At 53.3% G+C, this 22,863-nt stretch carries 14 protein-coding genes; 9 read left to right on the forward strand and 5 right to left on the reverse strand.

Features of this window, described 5'->3' with window-relative positions:
• The first annotated feature begins 169 nt into the window (after window positions 1–169).
• The 6 genes from DCW36_RS15840 (at window position 170) to DCW36_RS15865 (ending at window position 10,781) form a co-directional block, all read left to right on the forward strand.
• A complete protein-coding gene (locus tag DCW36_RS15840) occupies window positions 170–1,828 on the forward strand; it encodes a S8 family peptidase (RefSeq protein ID WP_164891158.1) in 1,659 nt (552 codons plus the stop codon).
• 508 nt (window positions 1,829–2,336) lie between these two features.
• Entirely contained in the window at window positions 2,337–2,771 is a 435-nt protein-coding gene (locus DCW36_RS15845) for an HYC_CC_PP family protein (protein ID WP_114781251.1), read from the forward strand.
• Window positions 2,772–2,874: 103 nt separating this feature from the next.
• Window positions 2,875–6,633, forward strand: coding sequence for an efflux RND transporter permease subunit (locus tag DCW36_RS15850; RefSeq protein ID WP_114781252.1), 3,759 nt, complete (start codon window positions 2,875–2,877; stop codon window positions 6,631–6,633).
• A gap of 210 nt (window positions 6,634–6,843) precedes the next feature.
• Window positions 6,844–8,310, forward strand: a complete 1,467-nt coding sequence (locus DCW36_RS15855) for a TolC family protein (protein ID WP_114781342.1) — start codon at window positions 6,844–6,846, stop codon at window positions 8,308–8,310.
• Window positions 8,294–10,063: an efflux RND transporter periplasmic adaptor subunit gene (locus DCW36_RS15860; RefSeq protein WP_114781253.1), complete on the forward strand. Its 1,770-nt coding sequence runs from the start codon at window positions 8,294–8,296 to the stop codon at window positions 10,061–10,063. Before DCW36_RS15855 ends, DCW36_RS15860 begins: the two co-directional genes overlap by 17 nt.
• 49 nt (window positions 10,064–10,112) lie before the next feature.
• A complete protein-coding gene (locus tag DCW36_RS15865; RefSeq protein WP_114781343.1) occupies window positions 10,113–10,781 on the forward strand; it encodes a DUF3347 domain-containing protein in 669 nt (222 codons plus the stop codon).
• 62 nt (window positions 10,782–10,843) lie between these two features.
• On the opposite strand, the gene ggt is transcribed toward DCW36_RS15865, so the two are convergent.
• Entirely contained in the window at window positions 10,844–12,529 is a 1,686-nt protein-coding gene (ggt, locus tag DCW36_RS15870) for a gamma-glutamyltransferase (RefSeq protein WP_205702950.1), read from the reverse strand.
• Between the two features lie 447 nt (window positions 12,530–12,976).
• Between ggt and DCW36_RS15875 the strand changes: the two genes are divergently transcribed.
• Window positions 12,977–13,981: an amidoligase family protein gene (locus DCW36_RS15875; RefSeq protein ID WP_114781254.1), complete on the forward strand. Its 1,005-nt coding sequence runs from the start codon at window positions 12,977–12,979 to the stop codon at window positions 13,979–13,981.
• Entirely contained in the window at window positions 13,969–14,916 is a 948-nt protein-coding gene (locus DCW36_RS15880) for a gamma-glutamyl-gamma-aminobutyrate hydrolase family protein (protein WP_114781255.1), read from the forward strand. The genes DCW36_RS15875 and DCW36_RS15880 overlap by 13 nt, the downstream gene beginning before the upstream one ends.
• Window positions 14,917–15,153: 237 nt before the next feature.
• On the opposite strand, the gene DCW36_RS15885 is transcribed toward DCW36_RS15880, so the two are convergent.
• Genes DCW36_RS15885 through DCW36_RS15895 form a run of 3 tightly spaced genes read right to left on the reverse strand, consistent with a single transcriptional unit; the run spans window position 15,154 to window position 18,777 of the window.
• On the reverse strand, window positions 15,154–16,242 hold the full coding sequence (locus DCW36_RS15885) for a porin (RefSeq protein WP_114781256.1): 1,089 nt from the start codon (window positions 16,240–16,242) through the stop codon (window positions 15,154–15,156).
• Between the two features lie 14 nt (window positions 16,243–16,256).
• The gene (locus tag DCW36_RS15890) at window positions 16,257–16,940 is read right to left on the reverse strand and encodes a potassium channel family protein (protein ID WP_114781257.1); all 684 of its coding nucleotides are present in this window, start codon (window positions 16,938–16,940) and stop codon (window positions 16,257–16,259) included.
• A gap of 16 nt (window positions 16,941–16,956) precedes the next feature.
• Window positions 16,957–18,777 (reverse strand): TrkH family potassium uptake protein, encoded by a 1,821-nt coding sequence (locus DCW36_RS15895; RefSeq protein WP_114781345.1) that lies wholly within the window; start codon window positions 18,775–18,777, stop codon window positions 16,957–16,959.
• A gap of 575 nt (window positions 18,778–19,352) precedes the next feature.
• On the opposite strand from DCW36_RS15895, the gene DCW36_RS15900 reads away from it, so the two are divergent.
• On the forward strand, window positions 19,353–21,284 hold the full coding sequence (locus DCW36_RS15900) for a M13 family metallopeptidase (protein ID WP_205702955.1): 1,932 nt from the start codon (window positions 19,353–19,355) through the stop codon (window positions 21,282–21,284).
• 251 nt (window positions 21,285–21,535) lie between these two features.
• On the opposite strand, the gene DCW36_RS15905 is transcribed toward DCW36_RS15900, so the two are convergent.
• Entirely contained in the window at window positions 21,536–22,585 is a 1,050-nt protein-coding gene (locus DCW36_RS15905) for a hypothetical protein (protein WP_240676202.1), read from the reverse strand.
• Window positions 22,586–22,863: the final 278 nt, after the last annotated feature.

Below are 22,863 nucleotides of genomic sequence, written 5' to 3' on the forward strand. Positions count from 1 at the left end.
AACAAAATCGGAAATTGTTTTGTTATCATTTTACACAAACTTTACTTGATAAAACAGTAACAATCTAAATATTTTATCTATATTTCAAACTACTTGGCAGCATACATATACCGGGAAAACCTGCTCGCCTGCATTTAGTTCAGCTACTACTATGTGCTCATCACTACATATGAAAAAAAAGTATAATCGCTTTTTAAGCACCACTGCTGCTGCCTTCGTTGTCAGCGGCATGTTAAACATCGCAGCTGCACAACCCGATGCTGTCTCTTCGGTGGCTTCTTTCGATGAAAGCCTCCTGAACTGGTACAACAAGGATGCCTCTCAGGACAAGATTCACGGGGTGGGCGTAAACCGTGCCTACAACGAACTGCTGCAAAACCGCAAACCAAAGAAAACCGTGGTCGTGGCCGTTATCGACAGTGGCATCGACATTAAGCACACGGAGCTGCAGGGCAAAATCTGGACAAACCCGAACGAAATTCCGGGTAACGGAATCGACGACGATAACAACGGCTATGTGGACGATATACACGGCTGGGGCTTCCTGGGGAACAGTAACGGGGAAAATGTGCAATACGAAACGTACGAGTATGTCCGTATTTTGCGGGAACTGACGCCGAAATACAGAAGCATCAAATCTATAAAAGAAGTACCGGCCCACGAGCAGGCGGAATACAAAACTTACCTGCAGTGCCGCGATGCCTTTGTAAAGGAGTATACCGAACAGCAGAAAACGAAAGCCAACCTCGAGAATTTTGAGCAGTATTTAAACCGGTGCGAAGCCATCCTTGCCCATCATCTGGGCAAGGAGGAGGTAACGCTGGAGGACATAAAAGGCATTACCTCCCGGGATCCGCAGGTGCTGAGCGCCCGGAAGTGGCTGCTGGGCAGGTATGACATGGGCTTCACCAAAGAGGATCTGCAAAAGGCCAAAAAGATGAACAACCTGTACCTGGAGGAGCACCTTAACCTGAAGCGCAACCACAGAACCATTTTAGCCGATAACCCCCAGGACCTGAACGACCGCAACTACGGCAACAACGATGTAACCGGCCCCAGGGCCGACCACGGCACGCCCGTTGCCGGCATCATCGGCGGAGTAAGAAATAACAACGTGGGCATCGACGGCATTGCCGAAGACATCCGGATCATGGCCCTCCGGGCCGTGCCCAACGGAGATGAATACGACAAGGACATTGCACTCGCCATTCGCTATGCCGTAGACAACGGCGCCAACATCATCAACATGAGCTTCGGGAAAGCATTCTCCCCTCAGAAAAAGTTTGTGGACGAGGCGGTGAAATATGCAGAAGAAAAAAACGTGCTGCTGGTGCATGCCGCCGGTAACGACGCAAAGAATGTTGACCAGGAAGCATTTTACCCGAACAGAAAATTAAGCGACGGTACCAGCGTAAAAAACTGGCTGGAAGTAGGCGCAGTTTCCCGGCTGGCAGACAAAACATTCTGCGCGGTGTTCTCCAACTACGGCAAAGAAAGCGTAGACCTGTTCGCTCCCGGTGTCGATATCGTCGCGTTGTCACCTGATAACCAGTACGGGCAAATGGACGGCACCAGCTTTGCGGGCCCGGTGGTATCGGGCGTGGCTGCACTCGTATGGTCGCACTATCCTGAACTGACGGCGGTAGAGCTAAAGGAAATCCTGCTCCATTCCTGCACCACCTACCCCCGTTTAAAAGTCTATTACCCCAACAGCGAAGACACGAAAAGCAAAAAGAAAACAAAATTCTCCAACCTCTCCCGCACCGGCGGCGTGGTAAACGCCTACGAAGCCCTGAAACTGGCAGAGAAGAAAGCTAGGGAAAGTTAGAAAGTTTGGGAGTTTGGGAGTTAGAGAGTTTTGGAGTTTAGGAGTTAGAAAGTTAGGGAGTTAGAGAGTTTAAGAGGTAAAGAGGTAGAAAAGTAGAAGTTTTGTAGAGGTTGAAGATTTTCAACCCTGTACCAGAATGGTAGAGAGGTTGGATGGCTGTAGAGACGCGGTGCCCGCGTCTCCTGCACGAACCACAAACAAATACAATCCTGTTATTCCTTAAATCTTCTTAATCTTGTTCAGACAATTTGCTCAGACAACCCTAATCCTGAAAATCCTAAAATCCCGTAAATCCTGCTTCAGACAAACAGAAAATCACAGAAATCATTTAAATCAAAAGAATCAGCGGTTCAGACAAAAAAGCCTGCTGCACCTGCCACCACAGCCACTGCTGCTCAGCTACTGCAACTATTCCTGCAGAAAATCTGTAAAACTTACAGGTAAATTTGTAAACCTCCCAAAAAGAAAGTTCTTACCTTTGCATTAAGTAAACCTGTTATCACAGCTAATGAACTTCGTTCGCCGCTTCATACTGCTAACCCTCACGCTGCTGGTGCTCGTCTCCTCGACAGGCATCTCGGTGGGCATGCATTTGTGTGGCGGCGAGTTACGTGACATCAGCCTGCTGGGCGGCAAAAGCGACTGCCCCATGGAGCAGCAGCAAAAAGAAACGCTGCCGCCCTGCCACCAGGTACCGGACGACGGTTCCAATGCTGACTGCTGCGACGACCATACCTTTGTGCTGCAGAGCCACGATGTAGCTGCCGATGCTGAAGCCAAACTGCTCCTCAAGCAGCCCGACATTAAGTTTATTGCGGCTTTCAGTGCCGTTATCCTGCACCTTTTTGAACAGCAGGTGGCCCTTAAGCCTGCCTTTGCCCACTATTCTTCTCCCCCGCTGGCGCGCGATATTCCCGTGCTGGTGCAGTCCTTCCTGATTTAATACCGCTTTTTTCGATTTCTGCCTCTCCGCCATGTTCGGAGCAGGCCCGGTTTTTTGCTGCCTTTCCGGCTGCAGGTATTCCTACTATTCAATCGAAGAAAGCATGTTAAATAGTATTATCAAATTTTTCCTGGAGCAGAAACTCGTAACCGTGTTGCTGTTGCTGCTCATTGTAGGCTGGGGTATCGTTACGGCTCCTTTTAACTGGAACGTGTCGTTTTTACCCCGCGACCCGGTGCCCGTCGATGCCATCCCGGACATTGGCGAGAACCAGCAGATTATTTTTACCGAGTGGATGGGCCGCTCCCCGCAGGACGTGGAAGACCAGATTACCTACCCGCTCACCACCTCGCTGCTGGGGATGCCGGGTGTAAAAACCATCCGCTCTACCTCCATGTTTGGCTTCTCGAGCATCTATGTCATTTTCGACGAGGACGTAGAATACTACTGGAGCCGCTCCCGCATTCTTGAAAAACTAAACTCCCTGCCTGCCGACCTGCTGCCGGAAGAGGTAACACCGAAATTAGGGCCGGACGCCACCGCGCTGGGGCAGGTGTACTGGTACACCCTGGAAGGCCGCGACGAAAACGGCAAACCTGCCGGTGGCTGGGACCTGCACGAGCTGCGCACCATCCAGGATTTCTATGTCCGCTATGCCCTTTCGGGCGCTGAGGGAGTAGCCGAAGTAGCCTCGGTTGGCGGGTATATCAAAGAATACCAGGTAGATCTCGACCCGAACGCCATGCGCGTGAACAACGTCTCGATGATGGACGTGATGACGGCGCTCCAGAACAGCAACCAGGACGTGGGCGCCAACACCGTGGAAATAAACCAGGCGGAATACCTGGTGCGCGGCCTGGGCTATGTCGAAAATATAAGTGACATAGAAGAAGCCGTGGTGCGCGTGGCTAACAATGTGCCCATCCGCATCCGCGACATCGCCCGCGTGAACATCGGCCCCGCCGACCGCTCCATGCTGGGCATCCTCGATAAAAGCGGTGCCGAAGCGGTGGGTGGCGTAGTGATTGCCCGGTATGGCGATAACCCGCTGGCCGTTATCAATAACCTGAAGGAGAAGTTGGCTGAAATTGCGCCCGGTCTGCCTTCCAAAAAGCTGGCCGACGGACGCACTTCCAAAGTAACCGTGGTGCCGTTCTACGACCGCACGCAGCTCATCAACGAAACGCTGGGCACGCTCAACGAAGCCATCCTGCTGCAGATACTCATCACCATTATCGTGATTATCGTGATGGTGTACAACCTGCGGGCCTCGCTGCTTATCTCGGCTTTGCTCCCGCTGGCCGTGCTCATGACCTTTATCATGATGCGCTACTTTCATGTGGATGCCAACATCGTGGCCCTGTCGGGTATCGCGATTGCCATTGGTACGATGGTGGATTTAGGCATCATCCTGAACGAGAACATCCTGCGGCACCTCGACGAAGCGCCGCCGGGGCAGCCGGTCCTGAAAACGGTGTACATCGCCACCACCGAAGTAGCCACTGCTATCATCACGGCAGTCTCTACGACCATTGTCAGCTTCCTGCCGGTGTTTACCATGGAAGCAGCAGAAGGCAAGCTGTTCGGGCCGCTGGCTTTTACCAAAACCTTTGCCCTGCTGGCTTCGCTCGTGTTTACCATTCTCATCATGCCGGCCTTTGCGCATAGCATTTTAGGCTTCCGTGGAAAAGGCCCTTTCTGGTCCAAAATTCTCAACTGGGTGCTGCTGGGGCTGGGAGTTATGGCCACTTTCCTGCTGCCGCTGGCGGGCATCACACTCATGTTAATTGCCGCCAACAACCTGCTGAACTACTACCGGCCAGAGCGCTACGGGAGGTATCATACGAATGTCATGGTCGCTATTGCGGTGCTGGCCGTGGGTTGGCTGCTGGCTTCGCAGTGGATGCCACTGGGCGTTTCGGTGGGCTTGGTTGTAAACTTCCTGTTCATCCTGTTGGTGATTGGCCTGATTCTGGGCGCTTTTTCGCTGTTCCTGCGGGCATACCCGCGCCTGCTGCTGTGGTGCCTGGCCAACAAAGGAAAATTCCTGGCTATTCCGGCTTTCATCATGCTGCTGGGGCTGCTTTCGTGGGTCGGCTTTAACAGCCTGTTCGGCTGGTTTGCCGGTGGCATCGATAAAACAGGTTATAACATCCGCACCACCTCCGTCTGGAGCGGTCTGGCGCATACGTTCCCGGGCATGGGCAAAGAGTTTATGCCCTCGCTCGACGAAGGCGCTTTCCTGCTCATGCCTACTGCCATGCCGCATGCCGGTGTGGAAGCCAACAAACGCATTGTGCAGCAGCTCGACATGCTCATCACGGCCATTCCGGAAGTAGAAGTGGTAGTGGGCAAAGCCGGTCGAGCCGAAACCGCCCTGGACCCTGCGCCTATGTCGATGTACGAAAATATCATCCAGTACAAGTCGGAATACATCACCGACGCCAGCGGTCAAAAAATTCGGTTTAAGGTAGAAGACGGCGAGTTCGTACGGGATGCCGCAGGCAACCTGGTGCCGGACAAGCGAGGCGAATATTACCGCCAGTGGCGCGACCACATCCAAAGCCCTGACGACATCTGGGAAGAAATTGTAGCAGCAGCCAACATTCCGGGTGTTACCTCCGCTCCCAAACTGCAGCCCATCGAGACGCGCCTCGTGATGCTGCAGACGGGTATGCGGGCTCCGATGGGGCTGAAAGTGTATGGTCCGGACCTGGAAACCATCGAAGACTTCAGCCTGGAACTGGAGCGCTTCCTGAAAGAAGTACCTTCCGTAAAAGCAGAAGCCGTATATGCCGACCGCTCGCTCGGCAAGCCTTACATGGAAGTTGAACTGAACCGCAAGGCGATGGGTCGTTATGGGCTGAATGTGTCGGATGTGCAGGAGTACATCGAAGTGGCCATGGGCGGCATGGCCCTGACTACCACCGTGGAAGGGCGTGAACGCTACGCCATCAGGGCCCGTTACGCCCGCGAGTTCCGCAACGAACCGGAGGCAGTCAACAACATCATGGTCGCCACTGCCACCGGGGCACAGGTTCCGCTGGGTGAGATTGCCGAAGTGGTGTACCGTCCGGGCCCGATGATGATTCGCGGCGAAAACTCCTTCCTCACCGGCTACGTGCTGTTCGACAAGCGTGACGGTTTTGCCGAGGTGTCGGTGGTGGAGGATGCGCAGCGCTACCTGAACCAGAAGATAGCAGCGGGAGAGTTAGTGGTGCCTGCCGGTGTGAGCTACAAGTTTTCCGGAAGTTATGAGAACCAGGTGCGGGCCGAGCAGCGGCTGGCCATTGTCATTCCGCTGAGCCTTATCATCATCTTCCTGATACTCTACTTCCAGTTCCGGTCGGTGACCACCACGCTGTTTATTTTCTCGTCCATCGCCATGGCCTTTTCAGGTGGATTCCTGATGCTCTGGCTTTACGGGCAGGACTGGTTTCTGAATGTAGGCCTGGGAGATTTTAACCTGCGGGAGCTTTTCCAGATGCGCACCTTCAACCTGAGCGTGGCCGTGTGGGTTGGTTTTATCGCCCTGTTCGGCATCGCCACCGACGACGGCGTCGTGATTGGTACGTATCTGAAACAAAGCTTCGAAAGCAACCAGCCCGGCAGCAGAGCAGCCGTACGCGAAGCTGTGCTGGAAGCCGGAAAACGCCGCGTGCTCCCCTGCCTCATGACGACAGCCACCACCCTGCTGGCGCTGCTCCCAGTCCTCACCTCCACTGGCCGCGGCTCCGACATCATGGTGCCCATGGCGATTCCTACGTTCGGCGGCATGACCGTTGCGCTGATTACGCTGTTTATCGTACCGGTGCTCTACAGCTGGCGGGAGGAGTTGAAGTTAAAGAAAGGGAATGTGTAGGGACAGGTCGCGACCTGTCCAATCGGCTGTGAGCCAATCGTGCACGGGAATGATTGGTCCTGCAGGTGAAATTCGGGAACGATTCGGACAGGTCGCGACCTGTCCCTACAGAAACGGATGCAGGTGCTGATAGTTTACCTGATGTACAGACAACTTATCATCATAGATTATCCTTTAGAGGATAACACAAAAAATAACAGCAGTAATAACATGAAAAAGATACCGATAATTTTACTTCTTCTCCTGGTGCTGTCTTCATTCGGGCAGGCGCAGACCCTGGAGGAGTACCTGGTAGCAGCCGGGGAAAACAACCCGCTGCTGAAGGCGCGGTATGCCGAGTACCAGGCCGCGCTTGAAAAAGTGCCACAGGTAGGCACGCTCCCGGACCCGGAGGCGACTTTCAACTTCTTCCTGAAGCCGATGGAGCGCTTTATGGGCTACCAGGTGGGCGACGTGGCGGTCATGCAGATGTTCCCGTGGTTTGGTTCGCTGGAAGCCGCCAAAGACGAGGCCAGTTACATGGCGCTGATGAAGTTCGCCGGCTTTACAGAAGCTAAAATCAATCTTTACTACGACGTGCAGACGACCTGGTTAAACCTGTACGAAACAGAAGAGGAAATGAAATTGCTTGAAAAAGAGCTGGCCATACTGCAGTCGCTGGAGCGGATTGCGCTGGCTAAATACCAGACAGCCCCGGTAGGTGGCGCTTCCGGCACAGCCAGGCCACGTACGGGTGCTGCAACAGGAAGCATGAACAGCAGCTCCGCCGGCACAGGCGCTTCGGGCATGGCAGGAATGGGCGGCGGTTCAGGAAGCAGCAGCCCTGCGCCTGCCGGTGCGGGCGGCGGTGCGAACATGGGAGGCGGCATGTCCACCATGGCAACATCGGGCAGCTCGATGGTCGACGTGATTCTGATACGGGTGCAGGTAAAGGATATGGAGAACCGGCTGCAACTGCTGCGCGACTCCAGAAGACCACTGGTGGTAGCCTTCAACAACCTGCTCAACCGGCAGCCCGACAGCCCCATTGTCGTAGCGGATACGCTGTTGCCTGCTGCGCTACCCGCTTCCTTGTCGCTTATACAGGATTCCATCCGGCAGAACCACCCCATGCTGAAGATGTATGAATGGGATGAAAAAGCACGGGAAGCACAGCTGCGGATGGCCCGGCTCATGGGCCGCCCCATGATTGGCCTTGGCCTGAACTACATGGTGCTCAAGCCCCGGACCGATGAAATGACCCAGATGCCCATGGGGGGCGATAACATGGTGATGCCGATGGTAACAGTCACGCTGCCCATTTACCGCAAAAAATACAATGCCCTGAAAAAGGAAGCAGCCTATGCGCAACAGGCAGCGCTGTACCAGAAAGAAGCCGCCGAACGGCAGCTGTTCACGGAGCTGGAAATGCAGCTTTACAACTACCAGCGCGCCACCAGCAACCTGGAACTGCTCAAAGACCAGTTACAACTGAATGAGCAGGCCATCCGCTTACTCACGACCAATTATTCCGTTGCGGGCACCGGCATCGAGGAGATACTGCGCCAGCGGCAGGCTGTGCTAAGTTACCGCCAGCAGCAACTGGAGGCCATCACCAACCAGCACACAGCTGTACATGCTATCAGCCGCTTAATGAATACACAACTTTTTGCAGGAAATCATGACAACACGAAATAAAAGAATTGCCACTTACATCCTGGTAGCCCTGGGCGGATTGCTGCTGGGCTGGCTCCTGTTCGGCACCCGGTCAACAGAAGAAGTACATGACCATGCCGCCGATACGGCAGCTGCAACCGAATACACCTGCTCCATGCACCCGCAGATACGGCAGAACGAGCCGGGGCTGTGCCCTATCTGCGGCATGGAACTCATACCGGTTACAAAAGCAGACAGCAAGGGCGAAGTCAACCCGTATGTGCTGGAGATGACACCCGAAGCAGTGGCCTTAGCCAACATCCAGACCACCCGGCTCGGAACTGCCAGTGCGGCAAATGAGCTGGAGCTGGCCGGCACGGTACAACTCAACGAGCAGAAAGTATCCTCCATTACGGCCAAATTCCCGGGACGCATCGAGCGGCTATACGTGAATTTTACAGGACAGCAGGTACAAAAGGGACAGCGGCTGGCATCGGTCTATTCGCCTGAACTTATCACGGCACAGCGGGAGCTGCAGGAAGCGGCAAAATCCAGAGAATTGTTGCCGGAACTCTACGAAGCCGCCAAAACCAAACTCAGGCTCTGGGGCATCTCCAACAGCCAGATGCAGCGCATCGAAAACAGCAAGGAGCTTATCACCAGTTTCGATATTTATGCTTCGGTTTCGGGCGTAGTGACCGAATTGTCTGCAGCCGTAGGCGATTATGTGAACACCGGAACAGTGCTGGCAACCGTGGCCAATCTATCCGAAGTGTGGGTCGTGCTGGATGCGTACCAGCAGGACCTGGCCTGGCTGAAGGAAGGCGCCCCGCTTACCTTTACCGTGCCCAGCATTCCGGGCAAGGAGTTTACCGCCAAAGTATCGTTTGTAACGCCCGTGCTCGATGCCGGTACGCGGTCTGTACAGGTACGTGCCGAGGTCGCCAACCCGAATAACCAGCTTAAGCCCGGCATGTTCGTGAACGCCACCATCAAAACGCCGTCAGCTGTAAAAGAAAATGCCCTGTCCGTGCCGCGCACCGCCGTGCTCTGGACGGGCAAGCGCTCGGTAGTGTACACCAAAGTACAAGACAGCGAGCGACCAGCCTTCGAGATGCGCGAGGTAACGCTGGGGCCACAGGTAGGCGACTCGTACCTGGTGCAATCAGGGTTGAGCGAAGGCGACGAGGTAGTGACAAACGGGGTGTTTTCCGTGGATGCCGCCGCCCAGCTTACCGGCAACTACAGCATGATGTCTGCTCCTGTCTCCAAAGCCTTAGCTGTTCCCGAAGCGTTCCAGGAGCAGCTGACCGTGCTGGCTGACCGCTATTTTAAGATTAAAAACGACCTGGTCGCTTCGGATGTGGCAGCTGCCCGAACCGCAGCTGGAAATTTCCTGGAAGCTCTGGACAAAGTAGACATGAGCCTGCTGGAAGGCAACACCCACGCCCGCTGGATGAAACTTCTGCCGGCCCTGCGCCTGAATGCGGAGTCTATTCAGAAAAACCAGGACATCGAGAAACAGCGCATCGCCTTTTCGCCCCTCTCCGACCTATTGATAGAGGCGGTGGAGCTGTTCGGCATCAACAAGGAGGTCGCCTACAAGCAATCCTGCCCGATGGTGTTCGGCGACCAGGGCGCTTACTGGCTCAGCGAACAGAAAGAAATCCGCAACCCCTACTTCGGGCAATCCATGTTATCCTGCGGCGACACCGAAGAAACGTACCGGCAGGGGCAGCAGCAGGCAAGAGACAAAACGGAGGCACCTGCCCCGGTTCAATCGCATGTGCATTGAAACCATGCTTAAAAAGAAACCCATTTTCAACCCTTTATATATCAAAAAAATGAAGAAGTTATCATTAGTTGCCACTGCTGTAACCATGCTGTTTACAGTTTCCTGCTCAGCAGACAACTCCACCACTGCAAATGAGCAGGCACACGAGCACCATGAAGGGATGGCTCATAACGACGACCATCATGATGCACATCCTGAAGGGATGCCACATGACCAACCAGCAACGGCAGCAGGCGTTGTAGTAAACGCCCCGGATTATTCCGCTGCTGATGCTGCATTTAAAAAGCAGCTCGCACAGCTGCTGGACCAGTACATGAACGTAAAAGACGCCCTGGTAGCTTCCGATGCCACCGCTGCCAAAAAAGCTGCCAACACCATTGCTGCAACCGCTAAAGCCTTACCGCTAGCCTCTTTACAGGACGCCGACCAGAAAGACTTTGCCCAGGAGCACACCGAGAAGATCAGGAAAACGGCCTCCGGAATAGCCAGCACCGGCGACATCAAGACACAACGGGAGCAACTGGAAGGACTTTCCGAAGCTGTGTTTGCCCTGACCAAAGCGTTTGATGCTACAGAAAATACGCTGTACTACCAGCACTGCCCGATGGCCCTCAACAACAAAGGCGGCTACTGGCTGAGCAGCAGCAAAGAAATAAGCAACCCCTATTTTGGCGCTAAAATGCTGAAGTGCGGCAGCACCAAAGAGGTTTTAAACTAGCAGCGCTTAAAACAACAGCCACCCGGCAGCAAAGCAAAGTGCAGCGGCTGTGGTGGCTGTTGTCAAAACCCCGCTGCCGCATCGTCGCCGCGCGGGTCGGCTCCTCCTTCCAGTTTACCGTCGGGCAGTACTAAAATGGCATCTACCCGCCCAATGGTGCGGGATAAGGGAATGACCTTGTGGCCTTTCCACCACAGGCCCAGGAACCGGCCCAGTGTGAAGGCTTTTTTCTCGGCCAGAACCACATCCGGCTCCCACTGGTGATGAAACCTGCCTGCATTTACGGCCCCCTGCATGGGCAAATTGTGTGCTGTCACGTTCAGGATGGTCTGGTAAACGGAGGTTATAATCGTGGAACCGCCGGGACTACCCACCACCATAAACAGGTTCCCGTCCTTTTCGAGAATGGTGGGGGTCATGGAACTGAGCATGCGCTTACCGGATTCTACGGCGTTGGCATCGCCCCCAAGCAGGCCGTACGTATTGGGGTGCCCGGGTTTGATACTGAAATCATCCATTTCGTTGTTGAGCAGGAAACCCGCACCGCCCACAAATACTTTGGACCCGAAGCTGCTGTTCAGGGTGGTGGTAACGGAAACAGCATTGCCCTGCTGGTCTACGATGGAATAGTGCGTGGTATGTTTTGCTTCCGGAGGACCCGGTTCTCCCGGCGCAATGTCATCGCTGTCTGTGGCGTGCTTCAGCGAGAAATTACACATGCGCCTTTTCAGGTAGGTTTTATCGAGCAGGCCTGCTACCGGAACCTGGTAAAAGTCCGGGTCGCCGAGGTGTTTTGCCCGGTCGGCATACACCCGGCGTTCGGCTTCAATCATGAAATGAGCCGTTTTGGTTGTATTCCAGCCCCAATCGGCTACCGGGTAATCAGATGTGATGGTTAGCAACTGCAGCAGCGCCAGTCCGCCGCTGGAAGGGGGCGGCATCGATATAACCGTATAATCCTTGTAAGTCCCGGTAAGCGGACTGCGCCAGACCGCACTGTAGTTCTGTAAATCTGCTTTGCTGATCAGCCCCTTACCACGCTGCATTTCAGCAACGATCAGTTGGGCCGTTGGACCTTCGTAAAAGCCGGCCCTGCCTTTGTCCCGGATCCGTTCCAGGGTGCTGGCCAGTTCTTTCAGCCGCAGGGTGTCTCCTTTCTTCCAGCGGCTTTTCAGGATAAAGTCGGGGCGTTGCGTGCTGTACCGGATAAAATCTTTCCTGTTTTCGTTCAGCTTTTTCGCTTCGAGCTTTGTTAATGGAAAGCCCCTGGCGGCGAGCAGTACCGCTGGCTGCACCAGTTCTCTCCAGGGAAGGCTGCCATACTTTTCGTGCACCTGCACCATGCCGTCTACGGTACCGGGCACGCCCGCCGCCAGGTGTCCTTTTACACTCAGTCCTTTTATCACCTCTCCTTTCTCGTTCAAGTACATGTTGCGGTGCGCTGCCGCCGGTGCTTTTTCGCGGTAGTCCAGCGCATCGATGCGCCGGTCCTGGAGCCGCAGCACCAGGAAACCGCCACCGCCTAAGTTTCCTGCATCCGGGTACACCACGGCCAGCGCAAACTGTACGGCAACGGCTGCATCTACGGCATTGCCGCCACGCCGCAAAATATCTGCGCCCACGGCAGAAGCAAGCGGATGCGCTGAAACGACCATGGCCTGTTCCGTCACCAGGCCCCGCTCGTTCAGGTTACTGCTGGCGCACCCAACGGTACTGAAAAGAAGAAGGATCAAATAAAATTTCCGCATCGGCAACATCTTTTGGAGTTTGTACAACAAGCCTGTCCTGTAGCTGTCCTCTATACCCTAGGGCCGTTTCATTCTAAAATTTTGTGTCATTTCGAACGCAGTGAGAAATCTGGTGCTGACATAAATGCTTGAAATAATTCAGATTTCTCACTGCGTTCGAAATGACATTTTTTTTATTGTCCATTTTGAATTATAGGAAACCAGAATGAAACGGCCCTACTCTATACCCGATATAGCCGCCGGGGGTTTACCTGCTGTTAATTTGAACCGGAGCAGGCACTGTCGCTAGCGGAAGCGCGCTGCTTGCCACAGAGGTTTGGTGTCGTTCCAATTCACTTCGTTTTTCAGCAGCAGAGGCTGTGGTGGCAGGTGCAGCAGAACTTTAACTGCAAAACCAAAACAGCAGCTGTGATTCTGCGTTTTAACTAGGGTTTATAGCTACAATATATGCAATTCAAGTCGTTACCATTGCTGTACAACGAAAAAGGAAACCTGCGCACGGTTGGGTTTGAACTGGAGTTCTCGAACCTTGGCATCGCCGAGTCTGTACAGCTGATCCAGCAGCTGTATGGCGGACGGGTGGAGCCGCAGAACCGCTTCCACCAGAAAGTAGTGGGCACCTCGCTGGGTGATTTTACGGTAGAATTTGACTTAACGCTCCTGACCGAGAAGAATTACCGAAAGGTGTTTGAGAAGTTCAACATCAATTTAGAAGATGTAAAAACAGGTAACGGCACCCTCGAAGATGATGTGGAACTACTGCTGGAAGGCATCGTCGGCAAAATTTTCCCTTACGAGATTGCGACGCCTCCCGTTCCCTGCACCCAGATCGGGCAGTTCGAAAAGCTGCGCCAAGCCCTGTACGAGCACCATGCGGAAGGAACAAAAGCTTTCCCGACCAATGCCTTCGGCACCCATATCAACATCGAAACACCTGCTACCGATACGGAAACTATTTTAAGGTACCTGCGAGCTTTTTTACTGCTTTACCCCTGGCTGCTGCAGGTAGGCGATACCGACCTGGCGCGGCGGGTAAGCCCCTTTATTGCCCCCTATCCCGAGGCCTATGCAACGCTCGTGCTTTCACCTGCCTATCATCCGGACCTGGCTATCCTGATCGACCATTACCATCGCTTCAGCCCGAACCGGAACCGGCCACTGGATATGTACCCGCTGTTTGCAGCCTTAAAAAAAGACATTCTTTCCACTTACAAAGATATAGGCAAGGTGAAGCCCCGGGAAACATTCCATTACCGGCTGCCCAACAGCTCTGTTTCGCAGCCGGACTGGTCGCTGGCCCAGGAGTGGAACAACTGGGTAGCGGTGGAGGAACTGGCAAACGACCCGGAAGGAATTGCGCAGCTGAGTACGGAGTACCTGGGTATCAAAGCAGGCACGCTCATCGGGTTTGACAGCAAGTGGACCAAAAGAATTGAAAAATGGTTAACCTGAGAAAGAAGTTTAAAATAAACCGCAACCGGGCGACCATCGGCATTACCGGGCCAGACCGGGGCGGTGGCGTTGCCTGGTTTTTCACGGCACTCGCTGTGCGTATGGCAGGCGGGAAACCAGTTCGCATTACGCCCTCCAGGCCCCGGACCGCCGACGGACTGCAAGCCCTGGTTGTGGGCGGTGGCGCCGATGTAGACCCCACTACCTACGAGCAGGAGCATGTAATTGAAGAATACCTCAGGCGAACGATCCGCCAGCCCAAGAAGAACATTTTCCAGCGGGTCGGCCGCTTTTTCAGCTGGCTGTATTACCCCACACTCTTTTTTGTGCGAAAGCTGTTCAGCCTGAAACTCAAGTTCACCCTGGACAGGCGCCGCGACCACCTGGAGTTCCAGCTGATCGACCAGGCCGTAAAAAAAGGTTTGCCGGTGTTGGGCATCTGCCGCGGTTCGCAGCTGCTGAACGTTTACTTTGGCGGCACCCTCTACAAAAGCCTGAGCGCCTTTTATACCGAAGAGCCCAACCCTGCCAGTATTTTCCCGGTGAAAACGGTGAATATAAAACCCGGCAGCAAACTGGCCGACATCTTATGTGTGCCGCAACTGGAGGTGAATGCGCTGCACAACCAGGCCGTAAAAGATCCGGGCGAAGCCATCGCCATAGTAGCCCGGGAGGACAACCAGGTAGTGCAGGCAATCGAGCATACGGTTCAGGACTTTATGATTGGTGTGCAGTGGCACCCGGAGTACCTGCCCCAGAGCAGAATTCACCGCCGCCTGTTTCAGTCGCTGGTGCAGCAGGCGCGGCTGGTCATGCAACAGATTGAAGAATACGATATGCAGCAGGCCCTGGCAAGCCCACCTTCCAAGGCACTGCTGAAAATGGAGGAAGAGGAAGAAAAAATGCTGAAGGAGCAGCAGGACAAGTCGCCGTAGCAGCCCGCTTGCTACACCAGGAAGTAAAAAGGCAGAAAGTTCATTTGCAGGGAAGAGCAGAGGCTATGGTGGCAGCTGCAGCATCATTTTCTGAACCACAGATTTACCGGATTAAAGGATGACACGGATGTTTTAGTACCAAATAGCAGATTAAACCTTAGCATTTCTGTGCGCTATCCCTTGGTTTCGTTCTGATACAAAACTTTTAGCTATCAGGCGAAAGCAAAAAAGTACCTGCTAAAACCTGTACGACATGGACGTGACCAGCAGGGCGTTTTTATCCCGAACCTGATCTTCTCCGCGGAACACCTCATCTTTCGAATCATATCCTCTTGCTTCCAGCCGGAGCAGCAACTGTTTTGCAGGCGCATAATCCAGGTTGAGGGAGGCGCTGGAGGTCTGGAAACCATTGGCGGTGTAGGTCGTGATAATAACCTGGTCCTTGTCGTTGTAATGTTCCACCCTGCCGGCAACTGCTAGTTTCGTGCTAACCTGGTACTGCGCCAGAAGCAGTGCTGCATACCAGTTCCGTTTGCGGGTACTGCCCAGGAGTCGCTGCCGTCCGTAATCGGCACTGGCTGCCAGTTTAAGAGGTCCGGTGAGGGCATAGCTGGCATAAAAATTATGAAAGAACCTGCGCTGCGCCTTCATGCCGTCGGGCGCTTCGTTGCCATAGTAGTTGTTGTAGCTCAGTTTCAGCTGCTCCGTCGGCTGCCAGGCCATGCTGAACCCGAGCGACTTGGCCTGGTTTGTCTCCCGGATAATCTGCCAGCCATTCAGCACCAGCAGTTTCAGCGTCAGCTGCTCCGACAGTTCAGCCGTCAGCCGGGCGCCTGTTTCGTAATAGGGCGAATTTTCGGCCATCAGGGCGCGGGTATAGATTTCGTTATCGCCCGAAAAAGTAGACTCGTAGCCGATATGCGAGGGCAGAATACCCATATCCAGCCACAGCCCCTCTCCCAGCTTTACCCCCGCGTGAGCCTGGGCGATCAGCCTGGTCAGGTCGTTTGGTTCGGCGGCGTAGTTGGCCTGCACATAAGTACCGGTGTGCACGCCAAAAGTGGCGCGAATTTTATCCGATTCGTAATGCGCCTGCAAAAATCCCCAGTTCAGGTTAAACTCGTTGTGCCGGAAAGCCTGGGTGGTAAAGGCCCGGTTGTTGCCCGGAGGTTTGGAAATATCATAGGCATAGTAAACATCCACCGCCCCGCTGATCGCGAAAGGTTTACTTCCGGCATCCTGGCGCACCGAATCGGCATTCTGCGCATTGGCTACCAATGTGAAGTTCAAAAGTAAGGCGGTGAGAGCAGGTAAGGATAATTTCATTCGTGATCGCCTGGTTACTCCTGCAGAAACTTATCGATATCGTCCATCTTCCCGAACATCACCAGAACGTCGGCATGCTCTAAAACGGTTTCGGGCGTGACTACGCCAATAGCCGTGGGCTTTCTCTGTATTCTGCCGAAAAAATTCTTCCCTTCCAGCATCCGGATTATGGTGAGAATATTAATGCAATACCGCTTTCTTACGTTTAGCTCCTGTACCGTTTGCCCGACATATTTTTCGGGTACGGTGGCTTCGATAATGTTGTAATCTTCTGTCAGGTCAAAAGAATCGACTACGCCTTTTATCTCCAGGCTTTTCGCCAGCCGGTCCGCCGATTCGGCTTCCGGGCTGATAATTTTATCAACCCCGATCGCCTCCAGCACCGTCTGGTGCAGCGGCGAAATGGCCCGTCCGATGAGCTTTTTCACCTGTAGCTGCTTCAGGTTCGCCACTGCCATCACCGAGGCGCCAAAGTCCTCGCCAATCCCGACCAGCACAATGTCGGTATCGTTGAGCGGCAGCGTAGAAAGGGCCTGCATGCTTTGGGCGTCCAGGCAAACGGTATGCGTGATCTGGTCCTTAAACTGCGTTACTTTCTCCATGTCATTGTCCACGGCAATGACCTCATGCCCCATTTCGGTGAGTTTCATGGAGAGCGAGGAGCCAAAATATCCCAAACCTATGACGATAAATTTCATGAATACATATATTGGTTTATGTGATGATGATACTCTCTGAAGGATATTGATGATGCATGGCGCTGACTTTTGTCAGAAGGCTGGCAATGAGTGTAAAAATGCCGACGCGGCCCAGGAACATCGTGATAATGATAACCACTTTGCTGCCTGTACTTAAATCGCCGGTGATCCCCAGGGTCAGCCCAACGGTGCTGAAGGCAGAAAAGGCTTCGAATGCCACTGAGATCAAAGGAATATCCCGTTCGAAAAAGGCAATGGCCAGCGTAGCAAGCCCGATAACCAGGATGGACAACAACATAACGGCAAAGGCCTGCCGAACCGATTTGCTCGAAATCTCGCGGCTGAAGGCTTCTACCCTGTCTTTACCGCGCGTGATGCTGAAGGCGTTGAGCACGGCAAGGGCAATGGTGGTCGTTTTGATACCGCCACCTGTTGATCCCGGCGAGGCGCCTATCCACATCAGCAGCAGGTATACCAGTACAATAGGCAAGGTAAGCTGCGTCATATCCACGGTGTTGAAACCGGCAGTACGGGGGGTAACGGCGCCAAAAAGCGAGGTGATGAACTTGCCGTAGCCGGAGTGGCCGCGCAGGGTACTGTCGTATTCCGTCATAAAATAAACGATGGTGCCTCCCACCAGCAACACCGCCGTTGTAATAAGTACGATCTTGGAATTGACATTAACCACCCGCGAGGTGTGCACATACGGCTCCTGGTACCGCAGCTGCCGCAGCCGGTTGTTGATCACCTGCTTCATATACCGGTAGAGGTTGAACATGATCGGAAAACCTAAGCCGCCAATGATGACGAGCAGCATGATGACCAGCTGAAAATGGTAGTTATACCGTAAACCGGTATCGTACAAACCATCGGTAAGTGTTGAAAAACCGGCATTACAGAAAGCGGAGATGGCATGAAAGATGGCAAACCCGGCCCGGTCGTGAATCCCGTCGAAAGGAGCCGGGCTGATGGTTGCATAAATCAGGCAGGCGCCAACCGCTTCGACGGCAAGCGTGACGCCCACAATTTTGCCCACAGTGCGCATGGTATTCCCAAGCTTTTCTTCGTTTATCAGGTCCTGCATAAACAGCTGGTTGTTAAAGGAAGACGACTGCTGGAAAAACATGGCCAGGAAACTGGTAAACGTCATAATGCCCAGTCCGCCCACCTGTATCATAAGCAGGATAACCACTTTGCCGAACGTAGTAAAAAAAGTGGCGGTATCCACTACAATCAGTCCTGTAACACAAACGGCACTGGCAGCGGTAAAAAGCGCGTCGAGCGGGCTAATGCCCCCCACCGTTGCCTTGGGCAGCATCAGGAGCCCGGTACCTATAAAAATGAGCACGATAAAGCTAGCCACAAACAGCAGCGCCGGGTTAAAGCGCATGTGGTAGAGGTTAACGGAACGCTTGGAAAGCTCGATCAGGAAAACATAGAAGTTGACCCCGATCGTGAAAAAGTTCTCCTTGATAAACTGCTCGAAGCGGGTGTGCCCGAAATAAAACTGATCCGAAAAAAAAGATACTAACATACCGGCCACCAGCAGCAGGATCAGGACATACTCCACCCAAAACCAGGTTCTGGCCCGGCCAAGTTTCTTCATCAGAAATAACCGGAAGGTGAGAACAGAGAAAATAGCCAGTGCATGAATGCCGTAATAATGGCGCAACATACTCTTGCCCCAGACACTGTGCACGAACCCAAAATCATAGAGAAAAACCAGCAAACCGACTATGCTGAGCAAAAAGAGCAGGTTGTCTGTCCTGGTCAGCAGGCGTGGCTTACTTTCTTTGAAGTTTTCACTGATGTGTTTACCAAACAGGCTTTTGTACATTAGGACGTTGAACTTGTAAGCGTAAAACAAACGTGCCGAAACTGTTGCTTGTAGTACGTAAACCACGCATAAGGGTACCGAAATCCGTCATTTTATCACCAGCCTTTCTCCTGAAGCTGCGGAAAATCCGGGACAATTTTACAACCGGTTTAACACAGGATACCTGCTCCTGGCCTGACAGTCTGTTCCTGGTTTTATCCCTGCAAATTCATAAATAGATAACTATCAAAAACTTAGAACATCCGCTTGCCTTTTCTGCGAACCATCCTGGTGTTTATCAACCCGAAAAAGAAACTCAAAACGGAAATTTCAGGTTTTAGCATTAAATTTGCAGGACAATCATCACTTCCGGCTCAGAGCCGGGAGCCCCTGACCTTACAAAACTACATCTACAATTTATGCAATTACAGAAGATCCCTGGAACCAGGTCGAACTGGAAAAACCATTTAAAACTGATTCTCTTTGGAGCAGCAGCCTTCATTTCGGTAGAGGCCGCTGCACAGCAAGCTGCACAATCTGTTTCACACCCTGGCATACCTTCCGCCGAACGCAAAATTTTTATCGACAAGTCCAACATGGACCTTAGCGTGAAGCCGGGCGACGATTTCTACCGCTATGCCAATGGTATCTGGTTAAAGACAAACCCGGTACCCGCCAAGGAAACCCGCTGGGGTAGCTTTAACGAACTGCGCGACTTCAACATCAATGCCGTCAGAACCATCCTGAACGAATCGGCCAGCCAGAAAAATGCGCCGAAAGGATCGCTGGAGCAGCGGGTGGGCGACTTTTATGCCGCCGGTATGGACAGCGCCACCATTGAGAAGCTGGGCTACAAGCCTATCAAAGCCGATCTGAAACGGGCGGGTTCCGTGAAAAACATGAATGACGTGCTGAACGAAGCCGCTTACATGCGCACTGTAGGGGCCGGCTCTCCCCTGTTCGGTTTTTATGTGGGCCAGGACCGGAAAGACGTCGAGACGATGGTACCGCAGTTCAGCCAGGGCGGCACTACGCTGCCCGACCGCGACTACTACCTGAAAGACGATGCCCGCAGCCAGAAAATTCAGCAGGCATTTAAAACTTACGTGACTACGCTATTTAAGCTAACCGGTGTACCGGAGGCTACGGCTGCTAAAAACGCCGAAACTGTATTTAACATAGAAAAAGCACTGGCGACAGCCCAGATGCCACGGGTAGAGATGCGCGATCCGCATAAAACCTACAATAAATTTTCTGTTGCTGCTTTCACCAAAACCACTCCTGCTATAGACTGGAAACCGCTGATGGCGAAAATGCAGGTAACCGGGCAGGATACGGTGCTCGTAAATAACCCGAAATTCTTTACCGAACTGAACAGCCTGCTCACCAACACCCCTGTTGCCGACTGGCAGACCTACCTGCAGTGGAACGTGCTGAAATCGGCTGCTCCTTACCTGAGCGCCCCATTTGTAGATGCCAATTTTGCTTACACGCAGGCACTCACCGGGCAGAAGGTGCCGACGCCCCGCTGGCAGCGCATGTCCTCGCTGACGGATGGTGCCATTGGCGAGCTGCTGGGCCAGATTTATGTACAGAAGCACTTTAAGCCGGAGGCCAAGGCCCGTATGGAAGAAATGATTGCTAACCTGATCAAAACGTACGAAATCCGAATTAACAACCTGGACTGGATGAGCGCTGAAACAAAAGAGAAGGCGCTTGCGAAGCTGCATGCATTCCGTCCAAAGGTGGGTTACCCTGAAAAATGGAATACGTATGAGGGCCTGGAGATCAAACGCAACACCTTTTTCCAGAACGTGCGGAATGCCAACAAGTGGGCCTACAGCGATATGGTGGGCCAGCTGGGCAAACCGGTCGACAGAACCAAGTGGGGCATGACTACCCCAACTGTGAATGCTTACTACAGTCCTGTAATGAACGAAATCGTGTTTCCAGCCGGTATCCTGCAGTTCCCGTTCTTCGACCCGAACGCCGACGATGCGGTGAACTATGGCGGCATAGGTGCTGTGATCGGCCATGAAATTTCGCACGGCTTCGACGACTCCGGCAGCCAGTACGACAAAGACGGCACCCTGCGCAACTGGTGGACACCGGAAGACCTGGCCCGTTTTAAAGCGAAAGCCAAAACCCTGCAGGAGCAGTACGATGCCTACACCGTGCTCGACACGATTCACGTAAACGGCAAACTGACGCTGGGCGAAAACATCGGCGACCTGGGCGGCCTGAATGCAGCCTACGAAGCCTTTAAAATGACCAAACAAGGACAGTCGAACGAGAAAATTGACGGCTTTACGCCGGATCAGCGTTTCTTCCTGTCATGGGCACAGGTATGGCGCGGCAATATTTTGCCTGAAACAGCAGCCCAGTACATCCTGACCGACCCGCACTCGCCGGGAGAATACAGAACCATAGGCGCTCCGGTAAACATGGATGCCTGGTACCAGGCCTTCGATGTGCAGCCGGGTGATAAGCTGTACAAAAAGCCGGAAGACCGAATCAGACTCTGGTAAGTTGGACAGATAATAGAAATGCAAACGCCTCCTGAGAAATTGGGAGGCGTTTTTTGTTTTTGTCTTAACACCGCTTGTTTCAAAGACGTCGCAGTGTGCGCAGCTCCTGCGAGTGTCTGACAGCAGTAAAGCCTGTACAAAGATGTTCTGCAATAACTTCAGGAAAAATTAATATATACAGGGAGCGGTTGATGCAACTGGCCCCGACACTCGCAGGAGCTGCGCACACTGCGAGGTCTTTATAAGTTTATCTACCTCACCCCCACCTGCGCCAGTTCCGCAGCTATTTTCTTATCCCATTTCGCCTGTGCTGCTGTGTTCAGCCCATGCCCGGTTTCGGCATCGTACTGTTCCTGCAGGCGGTTCATTTCGCGGTAGAATTCGATGAACTGGTATTGGATGATGCTGTTGTAATCTTCCAGCGTCACGATTCCCGACTGCAGTTTCTGCTTGTACCGCTCTGCTACCAGTTTGGCTACATCAAAATGCCGCTGCTCGTGATTTAAGCCATAGGCTGATTTAGTATCTTTGGTCCAGGAGTTTTCCGGCACCATGTACACCTTCATAGTAAGGTGCAGGTGCAGCACACCTTTTATTACTTCAGAGCGCCCTTCGTAGGCGAAGCCCGGGAAAATGCTGGCGGAAAATTTACTGCCTGCGCGTGGCTTTGCTTTGAAATCGTTCCAGGTGAGCGGACGCGTTGACGTATAATAAACCGTGTCAATTTCGGTAGCTGGGGCAAAATCGGCAATGTGCAGGCGGATTGCTTTGGCCAGCTTCAGGTTGGTATCCGCCTCCTGGTTCATCCAATTGTTCAGGTAGCGCAACGACTCCCCCAGCGCCTGCCGCAGGGTTGGCTCCACTACCGCCTGCTGGCTGGCGGGACGAACATAGCGAGCACCTCCCTGGTACTCCATCAGCTGCACCACTTCCTCCCCACGCTTATACTCAAAGGCCATGGCGATGGCGATACGGCCATTTACCATGCCGGTGGCTCCAGGTATTTCGGTTACGCGGCATTCTTTCAAGCGGATGGTGACCGGGCGCAGCTGCGTGTTGCGGGGAAGACTTTCCAGCATAAAAGCACGAATAGCCTGCTGCCCGCCCCCCTGCAGGTCGATGGCTTGTGCGGCACCAGGTTGCTGTCCCGCCATTTTCACCTCCGGAAGCAGGTACGCCACGGCGGCACGGTCCTTTCGTTCGTCTGTTACGTTGGCGATGTAAAATTCTTTAGGCGTGAAATCGAGGGACTGCGGGCGCAGGACGAGCGGGTCTGCTTTGTCTGCCGGTCGGCTGGCCATGAGCAGCAGAGGCAGAGGCAATAGTGACAGGAGCAGAAAAAAAATTTTAAGGTAAAACCGTCTTAGATTTCCCGAATTATTCAATACCTGCGTGTTTAATGTATAATTTGTCATGGTATTTGCTATCAGCATAAGAAGTGGCGGCAGGAGCAAACTTTACCCGTTCCGTTCGGGCACTTGCCGATGCTGCTAATCCTGAAACAGTTGCGCCCGGCATTCGGTTCATCCTGTAAACGTGGCAGGATCAACCTTATTTTCATCCAGAATATTAGTTGTTC

The sequence above is a fragment of the Botryobacter ruber genome, assembly GCF_003347595.2.
In the GTDB taxonomy this organism is placed as follows: Bacteria; Bacteroidota; Bacteroidia; order Cytophagales; family Hymenobacteraceae; genus Pontibacter; species Pontibacter ruber_A.